At 70.2% G+C, this 14455-nt stretch carries 16 protein-coding genes; all 16 read left to right on the forward strand.

Annotated elements, in window-relative coordinates; genetic code table 11:
- Positions 1-205 precede the first annotated feature (205 nt).
- The 16 genes from VKZ87_RS01020 to VKZ87_RS01095 all read left to right on the forward strand — a co-directional run bounded on the left by VKZ87_RS01020 (position 206) and on the right by VKZ87_RS01095 (position 14290).
- Positions 206-1024 carry a phage capsid protein gene (locus VKZ87_RS01020; protein ID WP_324219371.1) on the forward strand — a complete coding sequence of 273 codons (819 nt, stop codon included), beginning with the start codon at positions 206-208 and terminating at the stop codon, positions 1022-1024.
- Positions 1025-1034: 10 nt separating this feature from the next.
- The gene (locus tag VKZ87_RS01025; protein ID WP_324219372.1) at positions 1035-1307 is read left to right on the forward strand and encodes a hypothetical protein; all 273 of its coding nucleotides are present in this window, start codon (positions 1035-1037) and stop codon (positions 1305-1307) included.
- Positions 1308-1498: 191 nt separating this feature from the next.
- Positions 1499-2068 (forward strand): hypothetical protein, encoded by a 570-nt coding sequence (locus tag VKZ87_RS01030; RefSeq protein WP_324219373.1) that lies wholly within the window; start codon positions 1499-1501, stop codon positions 2066-2068.
- Positions 2068-3993 carry a hypothetical protein gene (locus VKZ87_RS01035; RefSeq protein ID WP_324219374.1) on the forward strand — a complete coding sequence of 642 codons (1926 nt, stop codon included), beginning with the start codon at positions 2068-2070 and terminating at the stop codon, positions 3991-3993. The genes VKZ87_RS01030 and VKZ87_RS01035 overlap by 1 nt, the downstream gene beginning before the upstream one ends.
- The gene (locus VKZ87_RS01040) at positions 3993-4472 is read left to right on the forward strand and encodes a hypothetical protein (protein WP_324219375.1); all 480 of its coding nucleotides are present in this window, start codon (positions 3993-3995) and stop codon (positions 4470-4472) included. The genes VKZ87_RS01035 and VKZ87_RS01040 overlap by 1 nt, the downstream gene beginning before the upstream one ends.
- Positions 4473-4485: 13 nt before the next feature.
- A complete protein-coding gene (locus VKZ87_RS01045; RefSeq protein WP_324219376.1) occupies positions 4486-6321 on the forward strand; it encodes a hypothetical protein in 1836 nt (611 codons plus the stop codon).
- A gap of 9 nt (positions 6322-6330) precedes the next feature.
- The gene (locus VKZ87_RS01050; RefSeq protein WP_324219377.1) at positions 6331-7293 is read left to right on the forward strand and encodes a hypothetical protein; all 963 of its coding nucleotides are present in this window, start codon (positions 6331-6333) and stop codon (positions 7291-7293) included.
- Positions 7294-7304: 11 nt separating this feature from the next.
- On the forward strand, positions 7305-8645 hold the full coding sequence (locus VKZ87_RS01055) for a radical SAM/SPASM domain-containing protein (protein ID WP_324219378.1): 1341 nt from the start codon (positions 7305-7307) through the stop codon (positions 8643-8645).
- On the forward strand, positions 8642-9751 hold the full coding sequence (locus VKZ87_RS01060; protein WP_324219379.1) for a hypothetical protein: 1110 nt from the start codon (positions 8642-8644) through the stop codon (positions 9749-9751). Before VKZ87_RS01055 ends, VKZ87_RS01060 begins: the two co-directional genes overlap by 4 nt.
- Complete coding sequence (locus tag VKZ87_RS01065) at positions 9748-10047, forward strand: hypothetical protein (RefSeq protein ID WP_324219380.1); 300 nt, start codon at positions 9748-9750, stop codon at positions 10045-10047. Before VKZ87_RS01060 ends, VKZ87_RS01065 begins: the two co-directional genes overlap by 4 nt.
- Positions 10040-11590, forward strand: coding sequence for a phage terminase large subunit (terL, locus tag VKZ87_RS01070; RefSeq protein WP_324219381.1), 1551 nt, complete (start codon positions 10040-10042; stop codon positions 11588-11590). Before VKZ87_RS01065 ends, terL begins: the two co-directional genes overlap by 8 nt.
- Positions 11591-11618: 28 nt before the next feature.
- Entirely contained in the window at positions 11619-11936 is a 318-nt protein-coding gene (locus tag VKZ87_RS01075) for a hypothetical protein (protein ID WP_324219382.1), read from the forward strand.
- Positions 11933-12376, forward strand: coding sequence for a cell wall hydrolase (locus VKZ87_RS01080; RefSeq protein WP_324219383.1), 444 nt, complete (start codon positions 11933-11935; stop codon positions 12374-12376). Before VKZ87_RS01075 ends, VKZ87_RS01080 begins: the two co-directional genes overlap by 4 nt.
- Positions 12377-12387: 11 nt before the next feature.
- Positions 12388-12792 (forward strand): 3TM-type holin, encoded by a 405-nt coding sequence (locus VKZ87_RS01085; protein WP_324219384.1) that lies wholly within the window; start codon positions 12388-12390, stop codon positions 12790-12792.
- A gap of 107 nt (positions 12793-12899) precedes the next feature.
- Positions 12900-13244, forward strand: coding sequence for a DUF952 domain-containing protein (locus VKZ87_RS01090; RefSeq protein ID WP_324219385.1), 345 nt, complete (start codon positions 12900-12902; stop codon positions 13242-13244).
- Positions 13244-14290 carry a quinone-dependent dihydroorotate dehydrogenase gene (locus VKZ87_RS01095; protein WP_324219386.1) on the forward strand — a complete coding sequence of 349 codons (1047 nt, stop codon included), beginning with the start codon at positions 13244-13246 and terminating at the stop codon, positions 14288-14290. Before VKZ87_RS01090 ends, VKZ87_RS01095 begins: the two co-directional genes overlap by 1 nt.
- The last annotated feature ends 165 nt before the right edge of the window (positions 14291-14455 follow it).

A 14455-nucleotide genomic window follows, 5' to 3' on the forward strand; every position in this document is an offset into this window, starting at 1 on the left:
AGCGCCGCGAACAGCTGCGCGTCGCATCGCCGGGCCGGCTGCCCCGTTCTTCTCTCCGCTCCGATCCGACAACCGCCGCGCCCTTGCGCGGGGCCGGGCAGGGCGCGGCGACGGTGCCCGTCGCAACGGATAACGCCGCAGGCCGCATGAACCGCCGGAGCCCGGCTCCGGTTCGTGAAACCGAGACGATGAAAGGAAGCGTCCCATGACGCCCAGTATCGACCAGTCCTTTGTACGTCAGTTCGAACACGACGTGCACCAGGCCTACCAGCGGCTCGGCGCCAAGCTGCGTCCGACCGTGCGATCCAAGACATCGGTGAAAGGCTCGTCGACCACCTTCCAGAAGGTCGGCAGGGGCACCGCGTCGACCAAGGCGCGGCACGGCAAGGTGCCGGTGATGAATGTCGACCACGGCGCCGTCGAATGCCTGCTGCAGGATTACTATGCCGGCGAATGGCTCGACGCGCTGGACGAGCTGAAGGTCGGCCACAACGAGCGCGAGGTGATCGTCAATGCCGGCGCCTATGCGCTGGGCCGCAAGACCGACGAGCTGATCATCCGCTCGCTCGACCAGTCGGCCAATTTCGCCGGCGGCGACAGCGACGGCCTGACCAAGGCGAAGATCCTCGCCGCCTTCGAGGCGCTCGGCGAGGCCGACGTGCCCGATGACGGCCAGCGCTATGCCGTGATCGGCTGGCGCCAGTGGTCGCAGCTGCTCGAGATCCCGGAATTCGCCGATGCCGATTATGTCGGCGACGACGACCTGCCGTGGAAGGGCGCCCAGGCCAAGCAGTGGCTCGGCACGCTGTGGATGGCCCATAGCGGCCTGACCCTGCAGAACGACGTGCGGCTCTGCCATTGGTACCACAAGACCGCCGTCGGTCATGCCTCGGGGCAGGAGGTGAAGTCCGACATCACCTGGCACGGCGACCGTGCCGCGAATTTCATCAACAACATGATGAGCCAGGGTGCCGTGCTGATCGATCCGGCCGGCGTGGTCACCCTGCGCTGCCGCGAAGTGTAAGGAGGCGACGATGGCCTACAGCTCGAAAACCCTCTCGGTGCTCGGTTACGCCAACGGCTTCACGCTGTGGCATTACGCGACGCCCGATCCGGCCGCCAGTGTCGATACCAGCGGTTATTTCAACGCCGCCGCCGACATGCTGCGGGTCGGCGACTTCATCCTGGCCAATACCGGCCAGGGCAGCGGCGCGCCGCAGCACGGCATCTTCGTCGTCGCCGCGAACCAGAACGGCACTGTCGATCTCGCCGATCTGACGCCGGCCGCCGCCGCCAACAGCGACTGAGCGCAACCCTCGCCCTGACCCTCTCCGCTCCGTGGAGAGGGGGGTGAGGACAATCACCACCCTCGCGCCTTCCACCGCCGCAGCGTCATCGCGCGGCGGATCGGGGCCGCGCGGCCCGCGGGCGCCGCATCGCGATCCTCCTCTCGTCGCGGTGCGGCGCCCCAGCGGGGCGACAGGAAAGGAAGCCAGCCATGGCCTTGTCCGCCACCGAACTCTGCAGCCGCGCGCTGATCGCGCTGGGCGCCCGCCCGATCGCCGCCTTCGACGAAGCCACCGTCGAGGCCGAGATCGCGCGCCATCTCTATCCGCCGTTGCGCGACGGGCTGCTGTCGTCGCATCCTTGGCGCTTTGCCACCCTGCAGGCGGCGCTGCCGCGCCTGCCGCAGGCGCCGGCGGCCGATTACGCCTGCGCCTTCCAGCTGCCGCCGGATTTCCTGCGCGCGCTGTCGGCCGGCCTGCCTGAAAAGGGCCGCGGCCTGAGCTACCGCATCGCCGGCCGCCGGCTGGAGGCCGATGTCGAGGCGCTGACGCTGACCTACATCTTCCGCCCCGACGAAAGCGGCTTTCCGCCCTTCTTCGATCTTGCGCTGATCGCGCGGCTGGCGGCGGATTTCTGCCTGCCGCTGACCGAGAGCACCAGCCGCGCGCAGCTGCTGCACAAGCTGGCGGAGGACGAGTTCCGCCGCGCCAAGGCGATCGACAGCCAGCAGGACGAGCCGAGCCGCATCGAGGACTTCACCCTGGTGGATGTGAGGTCCTGATGCCGAAACTCACCATCGCCAAGAACAACTTCACCGCCGGCGAGATCGCGCCCGATCTCTGGGGCCGCTCGGACCTGCAGGGCTATGTGAACGGCGCCGCGCGCCTGCGCAACGTGCTGCTGCGGCCGGCCGGCGGCGTGACGCGCAGGCCCGGCCTGCGCCATGTCGCCCTGCTGCCCGGCATCGCGGCGCTAAGGCTGGCTGCCTTCGCCTTCAACACGGCGCAGACCTACCTGCTCGGCTTCTGTCCCGGCGAGCTGCGCGTCTGGCGGGACGACGAGGAGGTCTTTGCCGCCGCCGCGCCCTGGACGTCGGACATGCTGCCGAATCTCACCTGGACGCAGAGCGCCGACACGCTGTTCCTCTGCCATCCGGATCTGCCGCCGCAGCGCATCACGCGCAGAAGCCATACCGACTGGCAGATCGCGGATTTCACCTTCGCGCCCGACAAACCCGAAGGCGGCAGCGATACCGGCGCGAAGCACATGCCGATGTTCAAGTTCGCGGCCGATGCCGTGACGCTGACGCCTTCGGCCACCGGCGGCACCATCGCGCTCACCGCCTCCGAGGATTTCTTCCTGCCCCGGCATGAGGGCGTGCAGCTGCGCATCAGGAAGAAGGCCGTGCGCATCGACGCCGTTTCCAGTCCCGTCACGGCCTCGGCCACCGTGCTGCAGACGCTGACCGATACCGCCACCACGTCGGACTGGGAGGAGGCGGCCTTCTCGCCGGTCCATGGCTGGCCGGCCTGCGCCACGATCTACCAGGAGCGGCTGGTCTTCGCCGGCTCGCGCGACCTGCCGAACCGGGTCTGGCTGTCGAAGACCTCCGACATCGACAATTTCGATGCCGGCAAGGGCCTCGACGACGAGGCGATCGAATTCGCGCTGCTCAGCGACCAGGTGGATGCGATCCGCGCCGTCGTTGCGGGCCGGCATCTGCAGCTCTTCACCACCGGCGCGGAATGGATGGTCACCGGCGAGCCGCTGACGCCGACCAGCCTGCGCGCCCAGCGCCAGACCCGCATCGGCTCCCATGCCGACCGCGCCATTCCGCCGCGCCATGTCGACGGCGCGACGCTGTTTCTCGCGCGCTCGGGAAAAGAACTGCGCGAATTCCTCTACACCGACATCGACCAGGCCTATACCGCGACCGATCTGGCGCTGCTCTCCAGTCATGTCTTCCGGAATCCCGTCGACCAGGACTACGCCGCGCAGGACCGGCTGTTCCTGATCGTCATGGGTGACGGCCGGATCGCCGCGCTCACCGTCTACCGCGCGCAGCAGATCGCCGCCTGGACCCTGTTCGAGACCGACGGCCGGTTCCGCGCCATCGCGGTGGTGGAAGACCGTATCCATGTCGCGGTGGAGCGGGACGGGGTGCTGCGCGTCGAGCGGTTCGCGCCGGAGCGCTTCACCGATGCCCATGTCTTCGCCGCATCCGACACGCCGCAGGTGCAGTGGGCCGGCCTCGATCATCTCGAGGGCCGCAGCGTCCGCATCGTCGCCGATGGCCTGCCGCAGGCCGCGCGGATCGTGCAGGGCGGCGCCGTCACGCTCAGCCGTCCGGCGCGGCAGGTCGAGATCGGCCTCGCCTATGGCCACGAGATCACGCCGTTGCCGCCCGAACTCGCCGGCGGCGGCACGACCACGCAGGGCCTGCCGGTGCGGCTGGTGCGCGCGGTGCTGCGGCTGCACGAGACGCGTGCGCTGCATGTCGATCTCGGCCAGGGCCTGCGCAGCTATCCCTTCGCGCGCGGCGGCGATGCGCTGGATGCGCCGCCGTCGCCGTTCAGCGGCGATGTCGAGCTGCGCGGACTCGGCTGGGTGCGCGGCATCGACCGGCCGCTATGGCGCATCAGCCAGGACGCGCCGCTGCCCTGCACGCTGCTCTCCGCCATCACCGAAGTGAAAGGAGCCGAATGATGACCGCATTCGAACCGATGTGGCTCGCCGCCGCCATGAGCGCGCTCGGCACCGCATCCGGCATCGCGCAGTCGGTGCAGCAGGACAAGGTGCAGCGCCGCGCCCAGGCGCTGCAGGCCAGTCAGGCGCAGGCCGAGATCGAAGCGCTGGAGCGCCAGCGCGCCGAGGCCGAGGAGGACCGCCGCGACCGGCTGCAGCGCGCGACAGCGGCGCAGCGGGCCGCCTTCGCCGCCGGCGGCGTGTCGGCCGACGGCTCGGGCGAGGCGGTGTTCGGCAACCTGCTGGCGGAGGCCGATGCCGAACGCCGCCGCTTCGATGCCGAGGTCGACCGCCGCATCCAGGGCCTGCAATCGGGCATCCAGATGAACCTGCTGCGCGGCGCGCAGGGCAACGCTTTCGGCCGCGCCGCGGCCGTCGCCGATTTCGGCACCGACCTGATCGGCATCGGCCGCAAGGCCGGCTGGTTCAAAAAGCCATGACCGGGAGCCTCTCATGACAAACGCCATCCTTCCCCGCGTGCAACTGGTTGCCACCGGCAGCGAGACGAAATTCGGCTTCGCCTTTCCCGTCGCCTCCGCCGCCGAGTTGCGCGTCTGGATCGACGACGCGCCGCGGCCGGATTTCGCCGCCGATCTCGTCGACGGCGGCGCCGGCGGCGGGTTCGTCCGCTTCCCGCTCGATCCGCCGGCGCCCGGCCAGCGCGTCACCATCGTCCGGCGCATGGCGCTGGGCAGCGGCGCGGTGTTCAGCGAGGGCGCGGTGCTGCGCGCCTCGGCGCTGAATGCCGAATTCGAGCGCCTGACGCGGCTGGTGCAGCAGGTCGACGAGAAGGCAACGCGCAGCCTCAAGCTGCCGCCGCAGAGCGACATGCCCGCCGGCACGGATCTGGTGCTCGACGCCGGCGCGCGCGCCAACCGCGTGCTGGCCTTCGATGCCGATGGCAACCCGACGCTGATCGGCGAGGGCGATCTGCCCGGCGGCCCGGTCGGTCCGCGCGGTCCGCAGGGCGAACCCGGTGTCGCCGGTCCGCAGGGACCTGTCGGTCCGCAGGGCGCGCAGGGCAGCAGCGGTCCGTCGGGTCCGAAAGGCGAGCGCGGTCCCGCCGGTCCGCTGGGCCCGCAGGGACCCCAGGGTCTGCAGGGCCCGCCCGGCATCCAGGGCATGCAGGGTCCGCCGGGGCAGTCCTTCACCCCGGATGCGATCGGCCTGCTGGCGGCGCGCGCCGCCCATGACGACGCGCCTGCCGGCTTCGCCTTCCTCGCCACCGATGCCGGCCAGCTTTTCTTCAAGCTGGGCAGCGGCACCGCCGACTGGTCGGCCGGCATCTATTTCGGCCGCGGCGAGGCGGGACCCGTGGGTCCCCAGGGGCCGCAGGGTCTGCAGGGCCCGCCCGGCATCCAGGGACCACAGGGCCTGCCCGGCGAAGCCGGACCGCGCGGCCTGAACTGGCGCGGCGCCTGGGATGCGGCCGCCACCTATCAGCGCGACGATGCCGTGCAGCAGGACGGCTCGGCATATGTCTGCATCGCCGGTGATCCGGTCACCGGCGCGGCACCGGCCGATGCGCCGGCGCTCTGGACCCTGCTCGCGTCGCGCGGGGCCGCCGGGCCGCAGGGAGCCCAGGGCATCGCCGGTCCGGCGGGTCCCGAAGGTCCGCAGGGCCCGCAGGGCAATCCCGGTCCGGCCGGACCGCAGGGCATCCAGGGCATTCCCGGCGCGCCCGGCATCGACGGCGAGGGCATTCCGCCGGGCGGCGACGCCGGCCAGCTGCTGGTCAAGGCCAGCAATGAGGATGGCGATGTCGCCTGGCAGGATCCGCCGGATCACTTCGTGGCGAAGGGCGGCGACAGCATGAGCGGGCCGCTGGTGGCGCCGAGCGTGAAAAGCGCCGGCACCACGCCGCTGGAAACCGGCTTCCGGCTCGCCGACGGCCAGGATATCGGCGACGCCATCCTGCATCGCACGCGCGAGACGCTGTATCTCGAACAGCAGGTCGCCAACTGCGCCGGCACGGTGCCGAACGGCAACTGCCAGGGCAATCCGCACTGGAGCATGCCGAACGCCAACTGGTGGAGCTGGGGTCTCGGCCTCGGCTACGTCAATCCCGGCTACGATTTCGCCGGCGGCAGCAGCACCACCAACCAGCCGCTGTCACAGGTCAACCAGAAGATCTACGGCAGCTACTACCTGCTGCGCACCGAGGTCGGCTTCGACGTGCAGCGCCGCGACTGGAAGAACTGCAACTGCGGCGCCACCAACTGCTACGCGAACTGCAACTGTAACTGCAATTGCAACTGCGATTGCAGCAACTGCACCAACTGCAAATAGGAGAGTCCCATGAGCGCCAGCCTGCCGCGCCGCAACTTCCTGTGGTCGGGACTCGACCTGCCCTTCATCGTCGAGGCCAGGGTCGACGATGCGCGCATCACCCTGCGGACCTGGCGGCTCAGCGCCGACGCGCCGCTCGCCAACGTGATGCCGGAGGACGAGGCGGCCGAGAAACTCGCGCCCCATGCCGCGCCGTTCGAGGTCGAACCCGATCCGCTCGGCACGACGCGCTCGGGCCGCGATCTCTGGGTGCCGCTGCAGGCACTGGGCGGCCTGATCCGTCCCGGCAGCCGCAGCAGCAACCTCTTCGTCAAGCCGGTCAGCCAGACCGGCTTCGTCATCGATCCAGCGATTACCGGCTCGGGCGCCTGGTCGGATTACGGCTTCTGGCTGTTCAACGCCCGCCGCGACGGCAGCCTGCAGGTGCCGTTCAACCGCTATGTCGAAACCACCGACAGCAAGGCGCATCGCCAGCTGCTGCTCACCGCGCGGCAGGAAACCAACCTGATGATCCTCTGCGTGCCGTTCGCCGGCGAGAGTTTCGAGAGCTGCAGCATCATCCTGAAATACAACGGCGCGCTGGGCTGCGTGCACAATCTCGCGTCGCCCTACGACATGCCGCCGGTCAGCATCGGCTGGGGCAGCTACGACATGGAAGCGGTGTTCGGCGTGAAGGCCCTGCTGCCGAGCCTGCGGCTGCTCGGCCCCGACACCATCGCCGTCGGCCAGTCGGCGGCTTTCACGGTCGAGCTGTTCGAGCGCAACACCGGTGCGCTGATCACCGATAGCAGCCCGCGCATCTATCTCGAGGCCAGCGCCGGCTATCTGGCGCAGCGCCAGGTGTATATCGCGGATGGCAGCGCGATGGTCGGTCTCACCGCGCTCGGGCTCGAGGCCGGCGAGACGATCAAGCTGAAGGTCGGCTGGCGCCATTTCAGCGGCGCCGCCGAGAAGATCGTCACGGTCGTGTGAGGAGACGCCGCATGTCGCCCCGCTATCGCCTCACGCTCGCCGGCCCGCAGGGCCATCGCCGCATCGCCTTCTGGCAGCCGCAGCAATCGCGCCTGGTCTGGGAGGACGGCACGCCGTTCGATCTCGCCGCGGTCGGCATGGCCTATGGCCCGGCGCAGGATTTCGCGCCGGCCTTTCCGGTTTCGCCGCAGACGCCGGCCGGCAAGTCGCGCCGCCTGCGCGTGCTGAAGATCCAGCTCGGGCTGAAATGCAACTATGCCTGCAGCTACTGCAGCCAGGCGCATCAGCCCCATGACAGCCAGGGCGATCACCGCGACCTCGCCGCCTTCCTCGACGGCCTGCCGCGCTGGCTGCAGCATGCGCCGGAGCGCATCGAATTCTGGGGCGGCGAGCCTTTCGTCTACTGGAAGACCCTGAAGCCGCTCGCCGAGGCGCTGCGGGCGCGCTATCCGCAGGCGCGCTTCGGCCTGGTCACCAACGGCGCGCTGCTCGATGCGGAGAAGGTCGACTGGCTCCATCGCCTCGGCTTCGGCATCGGGCTCAGCCATGACGGCCTGGCGATGAAGTACCGCGGACCCGATCCGCTGGAGGATCCGGCGAAGCGCGCCGCGATCCGGCTCGCCTTCGATCGCCTGGCGCCGGAGGGACGGATCAGCTTCAACACCGTGCTGCATCGCGCCAACATGTCGCTGCAGGCCGTGCGCCGGCATATCGCGGAGAAGCTGGAGATTCCCGTCGACGCGGTGCCGCTGGCGACCGAGGAAATCCTGCTGCCCTACGATGCCGGCGGCCTGCGCCTCAGCCTGCGCGACGAGGCCGAGGCGCGGCGCTACATGGAAAACGTCTTCTGGGAGACGGTGCGCGGCCCCGCCATGGCGGTCAGCACCATCCGCGGCAAGATCACCGGCCTGTTCCGTCAGATCGCCGAGGGCCGGCCGGTCGACAGCCTCGGCCAGAAATGCGGCATGGACAATCCGGCGCGGCTCGCCGTCGATCTCAAAGGCCATGCGCTGACCTGCCAGAACACATCCTCCGACACGCGGCACCGCATCGGCCATGTCGAGGCCTTCGAAGAGATCCGCGTCGATACCGCGCATCACTGGTCGGGGCGGGCGGAATGCGTGCGCTGCCCGCTGCTGCCGCTCTGCCAGGGTGCCTGTCTGTTCCTCGAGGACGAACTCTGGCGCCAGGCCTGCGACAACAGCTACTGGCACAATCTCGCCGTCTTCGCCGCCGCGCTCTACTGGCTGACGCGTCTGGTGCTGGTCGAGATCGAGGGGCCGGCGCGGCGCGACGGATTGCCCGGGCGCCTGACCGTGATCGCACCGGAAAGCCTGGAGGCCGCGGCATGAGGGACCAGCTGCTTCTGCTGGCTGCGCCCAGCCGCGAAAGCCGCGACAAGGCAGACGCCTTCGCGGCAGCCGCGCGCCGGCTCAGCCTGACGCCGCGCATCGTCGTTGCCGATCGCCCCGAGCGCATCGGCGATCCCGGCCCTGGCATGCGCTTCGCGCTGGCCTGCAGCGATGCGCTGGCACCGGCCGCCGCGCGGCTCAACGCGCGCCACGATACCGGCGGCTTCGCGCCGGAGACCATCGCGCTGCTTGGCGACAAGTCCCTCGGCGTGCCTTATGTCAGCCGCCTGCTCGGGCTGATGCCGCTGCCGCAGCTGGTGCCACGGACGCCCGATGACATCCGCGCCTGGCGCTATCGCGGCCCCGTCATAGCCAAGCCGACCCGCGCCTCCGGCGCCTGGTCGCCGGAGCCCTGGGGCTATCGCTGCTTCGCAGACGGCGCGGCGCTGCTCGACTGGCTGCACCGCGAGGATCTGACGGCGCGCTTCTTCGCCGCCCAGCGCGCGCCGGGCCCGCTCGGTCCCATCATGCTGCAGCAGGCGCTGGACGGCAGCCGCAGCGAAGGCGCGGGCCTCCTGCTCACCGGAAGCCAGGCCGTGGTCTTCGGGTCCTGCGAGGCGGTGTTCGAGCCCGATGAGGATGGCGGCGCCTGCCGCCGCTGGCGCCGCGCGGTCTATCATCCCGCCGCCGCGCGCCTCCTGCGCCGGCGGCTGCCGCGCCTGAAGCGGCAGCGCTGGGGACGCGGCCTGCTGCATCTGCAGCTGCTGCGCGGGCGCCGGGGCCGCCGCCATCTCACCGACATCAACCTGCGGCTTTCCACCGGCTGGAGCTGGATGGCGGATGCCGCGCTGCCGCAGGCGCATTACCGCCTGCTCTGCGCGCTGCTGTTCGACCGGCCGCTGGTCTTCGATCCGCCGCCCGCGCCGGCCATCGCCATCGATCTCGTCCACGAGGCGGTGATCGCGCCGGCGGCGCAGGGCTTCGACAAGGCCGCCGCCGCGCCCTCCTTCATCACCTACGGCGACAGCGCCGCCGACTGCATCGCCCGCGCCGATGCGTTCCGCGCCGGCATCGCGCCGGCCCATGACAGGGAGATCGCCGCATGAGCGACATCGTCGATACCCAGCTCCGCCATCTGCTGGAACGCTTCCGCGCGGTCGCCAAGCGCAAGCTCTCGCGGCTCACCGATGTCTATGACGGCCATGAGGTCGAGCCCGGCACCGACGACAACCGTGCCATGACGCAATGCCAGACCGCCGGCCGCACGATCCTCGGCCATATCACGGCGCTGCGGAAGGCGCTGCTCGACGACGGAACCGGCCGCGCGGGTGCCGCCGCGCCCGACGAGATCGACGCGCCGGAACTGCAGGCCATGATCGAGGATGCGCGCGACCATGTCTGATTTCGTTGCCCGTCCGGTTCTGGCCGCGCATCTGGCGCAGAGCGTGTCGCTGCCCGATTTCGTGCAGATCTGGTACCGCCGCCAGCATCTGCGCTATCCGCCGCTGCATGCCGAGATCCTTGCATGGCTGGAATCCGCCTGGCTCGAGGGCCGGCGCGAATTGCTGCTGCTGGTCTTCCGCGATGCCGGCAAGTCGACCCTGGTCGGCCTCTTCGCCGCCTGGCTGCTGCTGCGCGATCCGGGCCTGCGCATCCTCGTGCTGTCGGCCGACGAGGCACTGGCGCGCAAGCTGGTGCGCAACGTCAAGCGCATCATCGAGCGCCATCCGCTGACCGCGGGCCTGCGCCCGATCCGCCGCGACCAGTGGGCGGCCGACCGCTTCACCGTGGCGCGCCGGGCGGAATGGCGCGATCCCTCCATGCTGGCGCGGGGCCTGAGCGGCAACATCACCGGCTGCCGCGCCGATGTGGTGATCTGCGACGATGTCGAGGTGCCGGCCACCTGCGAGACGGTGCAGAAGCGCGAGGAACTGCGCGCCCGGCTGGCCGAGATCGACTACGTGCTGGTGCCCGACGGCACCCAGCTCTATATCGGCACGCCGCATTCCTACTATTCGATCTACGCGGCCGAGCCGCGCGAGGAGGCCGGCGAGAGCGAGGCGTTTCTCGCCGGCTTCCACCGCCTCGAACTGCCGGTCACCGATGCCGATGGCAACAGCCGCTGGCCCGAGCGCTTCACGCCGGAACGGCTGGCGCAGATCCGCCGGCGCACCGGCCCGGCGCGCTACGCGTCCCAGATGCTGCTGACGCCGACCTCGGCCGAGGATGGCCGGCTCGATCCCGCACGCCTCATTCCCTATGGCGACGACATCCGCGTGGAGGAGCTGAGCGGCGGCGATCTGCGGCTGATGATCGGCGGGCGCCGCATGGTCTCGGCCAGCTGCTGGTGGGATCCCGCCTACGGTTCGCCGCGCAAGGGCGACGGCAGCGTCATCGCCGCCGTCTTCAGCGATGCCGAGGGCCATGCCTGGCTGCATGCCATCGAATGGCTGCAGCAGGACGAGCGCGAGGCCACCGATCCCGCCATGCAGCTCTGCCGCCGCGCCGCGGACTTCGCCGCCCGGCTGCATCTGCCCGCCATCCGCGTCGAGACCAACGGGCTGGGCCGCTTCCTGCCCGGCCTGCTGCGCCGCGCGATCGCCGAAAGCGGCGACAGCACCGGCGTGATCGAGGAAGTCAGCCGCAAGCCGAAGGCGGTGCGCATCCTGGAGGCCTTCGACGCGCGGCTCGCCGCCGGCGTGCTGCACATGCATGACAGCGTGAAGCAGACGCGGTTTCTCACCGAGATGCGCGAATGGCGGCCGGGGCCGGAGCGCGGCCGGCAGCGCGACGACGGTCTGGATGCGGTGGCCGGCTGCCTGCTCAGCGAGCCGGTGCGCATCGGCAGCAACTGGGGCAGCCGTCTCGCCGGCCGGCGGGAACACCGCCGCGACTGGCGCGGCTCCGGCATACCGCATGTCGCAGACACGCAGTTCGAAGTGTGAGTGCGTACAGCAGCAAAGGAGTAAGGCCATGAACACGACCACGATTGCCGTCGACCTGATGTGGTGGCTCAGCGCCGTCGAACTGCCGGCGCTCGCCGGCCTGTTCTGGCTCACCCAGCATCAGCGCGATCGGCTGGAGCATGTCATGACGCAGATGCAGGTCGAGCATCGCGCCGCGATCGCAGCCACGCGCGGCGCGCTGGCCGATTACAAGCTCGAGGTCGCCCAGAGCTATGCCTCAATGGGCTACCTGAAGGATGTCGAGAACCGCCTGACCGAGCATCTGCTGCGCATCGAGGCCAAGCTCGACGCGCCCTTGCCGGTTTCCCCGCGGGTGCGGCCATGACCGCGCTGGACCTGCCGCGGCGGGCATCCGCCTTCGCCGACCAGTCGCTGGCGCTGGACACGCTGGCGCGCACGCTCTGGGGCGAGGCGCGCGGCGAGGGGAGGCATGGCATGCATGCCGTCGCCAGTGTCATCCTCAACCGCGCGGCCCGGCCGGGCTGGTGGGGCCGCTCGGTGACGGAGGTCTGCCTGCGCCCGCGGCAGTTCTCCTGCTGGCTGGCCGGCGATCCGAACCGGCCGAAGCTTCTGCGCGTGCAGCCCTCGGACGCCGCCTTTGCGCTGGCGCTGGAGATCGCCGCCCGCGCGCTGGCCGGCAGCCTGCCCGACATCACCCATGGGTCGACCCATTACCACGCGGTCGAGGTGGCGCCGTCCTGGGCGCGGGGCCGCGCGCCCTGCGTGGTGATCGGGCGCCATGCCTTCTACAACGACATCCCCTGAGGAGCCGCGCCATGCTGCACCGACTGCTCTCGGCCAACGTCGCCACGCCGCTGGAGGCGATCGGCAACCTCTTCGACCGGCTCTTCACCTCCGACGAGGAGCGGCTGCAGGCCCAGGCCGTGCTGGAGAAGCTGAAGAATCATCCCGCCGAGCTGCAGGTCGAGCTCAACAGGATCGAGGCGGCGCACCGCTCGGTCTTTGTCGCCGGCTGGCGCCCGGCGGTGGGCTGGCTCTGCGCGATCGGCGTCGGCTGGTCCTATCTCGGCCATCCGCTCTTCCTCTGGGCCGCCGCGCTGTGGTGGCCGGACCTGCAGCCGCCGGCGATCCAGACCGACAGCCTGTTCGAACTGGTGCTCGCCATGCTCGGCATGGCCGGCCTGCGCAGCCTGGACAAGGCCTCGGGGCGGGCAAGGTGACGCCGTGCATGGCCTTCACGTCAACCGTCACCCTCGGCGCCAGCCGAGGGTGACGGTGTGGACGGCGACCGTTTATGCGACCCGCACTTCATGCTATCCCGCTCGCCATGACCATCATCTACCGCATCATCCGCCGCGCCGACTGGGCGGCCGCACAGGCCGCCGGCGCCTTCACCGGCACGGCGCATGACATCCGCGACGGCTTCATCCATTTCTCCACCGCCGCCCAGGCGGCCGAGACCGCGGCGAAGCATTATGCCGGCCTGCGCGATCTGCTGCTGCTGCATGTCGACACGGCTGCGCTGCAGGCTCCGCTGAAATGGGAAAAGTCGCGCAACGACGATCTCTTTCCGCATCTCTACGGTTCGCTGCCCGTCGGCGCCGTGCATCGCGTGGACGACCTGCCGCTGGACGAGGCGAGCGGGCGCCATGTCTTCCCGGAGCTGACGTGATGAGCCTCTACAGGACCTTCGCCTGGCCCTTCATCCGCCAGCTCGATGCCGAAGCCGCGCACAAACTCACGCTGAATCTGCTGCAGACCGGCCTCGTGCCGGCCTCCGGCCATGTCGACGATCCGGTGCTGGCGACGACTCTGTTCGGCAGGGCGCTGGGCAACCCGGTGGGGCTGGCGGCCGGCTTCGACAAGAACGCCCTGGTGCCCGATGCCATGCTGCGGCTCGGCTTCGGCTTCGTCGAGGTCGGCGGCGTGACGCCGAAGCCGCAGCCGGGCAATCCGCAGCCGCGCCTGTTCCGGCTCGAGGAAGACCGCGCCATCGTCAACCGCATGGGCTTCAACAACGAGGGCCTCGAGGTGATGGCGCAGCGGCTGCAGCGCCGCGCGCGCCTTGGCGTCGTCGGCGCCAATCTCGGCGCCAACAAGGACTCGCCCGACCGTCCCGGCGATTACGCGATCCTCTACGAGCGGCTGGCGCCGCTGGTGGATTTCTGCGTGGTGAATGTGTCCTCGCCCAACACGCCGGGCCTGCGCAACCTGCAGGGCCGCGAGGAACTCTCCGCCCTGCTCGGCCGGCTGCAGCCTTTGCACGGGAAACTGAAGACGCCTTTGCTGGTGAAGATCGCGCCCGATCTGGCCGACGAGGATATCCGCGACGTGGCGCAGCTCGCGCTCGACCACAGACTCGACGGCATCGTGGCGACCAACACGACCATCGCGCGGCCGGCGTCCCTGCGCAGCCGCCATGCCGGCGAGACCGGCGGCCTCTCGGGCGCGCCTCTGCGCGAGCGCGCCACCGAGGTGCTGCGCGAACTCTACCGCCAGGTCGGCGGGAAGCTGACCCTGATCGGCGTCGGCGGTATCGCGTCGGGTGCCGATGCCTATGCGCGCATCCGCGCCGGCGCCGATGTCGTGCAGCTCTACTCGGCGCTGGTCTATGAGGGGCCGGGCCTTGTCACCCGCATCCGCCGCGAGCTCGCCGCGCTGCTGAAGCGCGACGGCTTCCGCAGCCTGAAAGACGCCGTCGGCGCCGACCATAAATGACGCGCAAGCTTTTCTGGCAGGACCCCTACCGCACCACGCTCGACACCACGGTGGCCGGCGTGACGGGCGACGAGGTGATGCTGCACGAGACGATTTTCTATGCCTTCTCGGGCGGGCAGGAGAGCGATCACGGCAGCATCGGCGGCCATCCGGTGCTGGCGGCGC

Source organism: Ferrovibrio sp. (genome assembly GCF_035304305.1).
Classification (GTDB): Bacteria; Pseudomonadota; Alphaproteobacteria; order Ferrovibrionales; family Ferrovibrionaceae; genus Ferrovibrio.

What these genes read in the sequence shown, in the direction of transcription:
- VKZ87_RS01090 (WP_324219385.1), top strand. Translation starts at nt 12,900, where the DNA reads ATGACCATCATCTACCGCATCATCCGCCGCGCCGACTGGGCGGCCGCA.
- VKZ87_RS01085 (WP_324219384.1), top strand. Translation starts at nt 12,388, where the DNA reads ATGCTGCACCGACTGCTCTCGGCCAACGTCGCCACGCCGCTGGAGGCG.
- VKZ87_RS01040 (WP_324219375.1), top strand. Translation starts at nt 3,993, where the DNA reads ATGACCGCATTCGAACCGATGTGGCTCGCCGCCGCCATGAGCGCGCTC.
- VKZ87_RS01060 (WP_324219379.1), top strand. Translation starts at nt 8,642, where the DNA reads ATGAGGGACCAGCTGCTTCTGCTGGCTGCGCCCAGCCGCGAAAGCCGC.
- VKZ87_RS01055 (WP_324219378.1), top strand. Translation starts at nt 7,305, where the DNA reads ATGTCGCCCCGCTATCGCCTCACGCTCGCCGGCCCGCAGGGCCATCGC.
- VKZ87_RS01075 (WP_324219382.1), top strand. Translation starts at nt 11,619, where the DNA reads ATGAACACGACCACGATTGCCGTCGACCTGATGTGGTGGCTCAGCGCC.
- VKZ87_RS01045 (WP_324219376.1), top strand. Translation starts at nt 4,486, where the DNA reads ATGACAAACGCCATCCTTCCCCGCGTGCAACTGGTTGCCACCGGCAGC.
- terL (WP_324219381.1), top strand. Translation starts at nt 10,040, where the DNA reads ATGTCTGATTTCGTTGCCCGTCCGGTTCTGGCCGCGCATCTGGCGCAG.
- VKZ87_RS01050 (WP_324219377.1), top strand. Translation starts at nt 6,331, where the DNA reads ATGAGCGCCAGCCTGCCGCGCCGCAACTTCCTGTGGTCGGGACTCGAC.
- VKZ87_RS01065 (WP_324219380.1), top strand. Translation starts at nt 9,748, where the DNA reads ATGAGCGACATCGTCGATACCCAGCTCCGCCATCTGCTGGAACGCTTC.
- VKZ87_RS01080 (WP_324219383.1), top strand. Translation starts at nt 11,933, where the DNA reads ATGACCGCGCTGGACCTGCCGCGGCGGGCATCCGCCTTCGCCGACCAG.
- VKZ87_RS01095 (WP_324219386.1), top strand. Translation starts at nt 13,244, where the DNA reads ATGAGCCTCTACAGGACCTTCGCCTGGCCCTTCATCCGCCAGCTCGAT.
- VKZ87_RS01035 (WP_324219374.1), top strand. Translation starts at nt 2,068, where the DNA reads ATGCCGAAACTCACCATCGCCAAGAACAACTTCACCGCCGGCGAGATC.
- VKZ87_RS01020 (WP_324219371.1), top strand. Translation starts at nt 206, where the DNA reads ATGACGCCCAGTATCGACCAGTCCTTTGTACGTCAGTTCGAACACGAC.
- VKZ87_RS01030 (WP_324219373.1), top strand. Translation starts at nt 1,499, where the DNA reads ATGGCCTTGTCCGCCACCGAACTCTGCAGCCGCGCGCTGATCGCGCTG.
- VKZ87_RS01025 (WP_324219372.1), top strand. Translation starts at nt 1,035, where the DNA reads ATGGCCTACAGCTCGAAAACCCTCTCGGTGCTCGGTTACGCCAACGGC.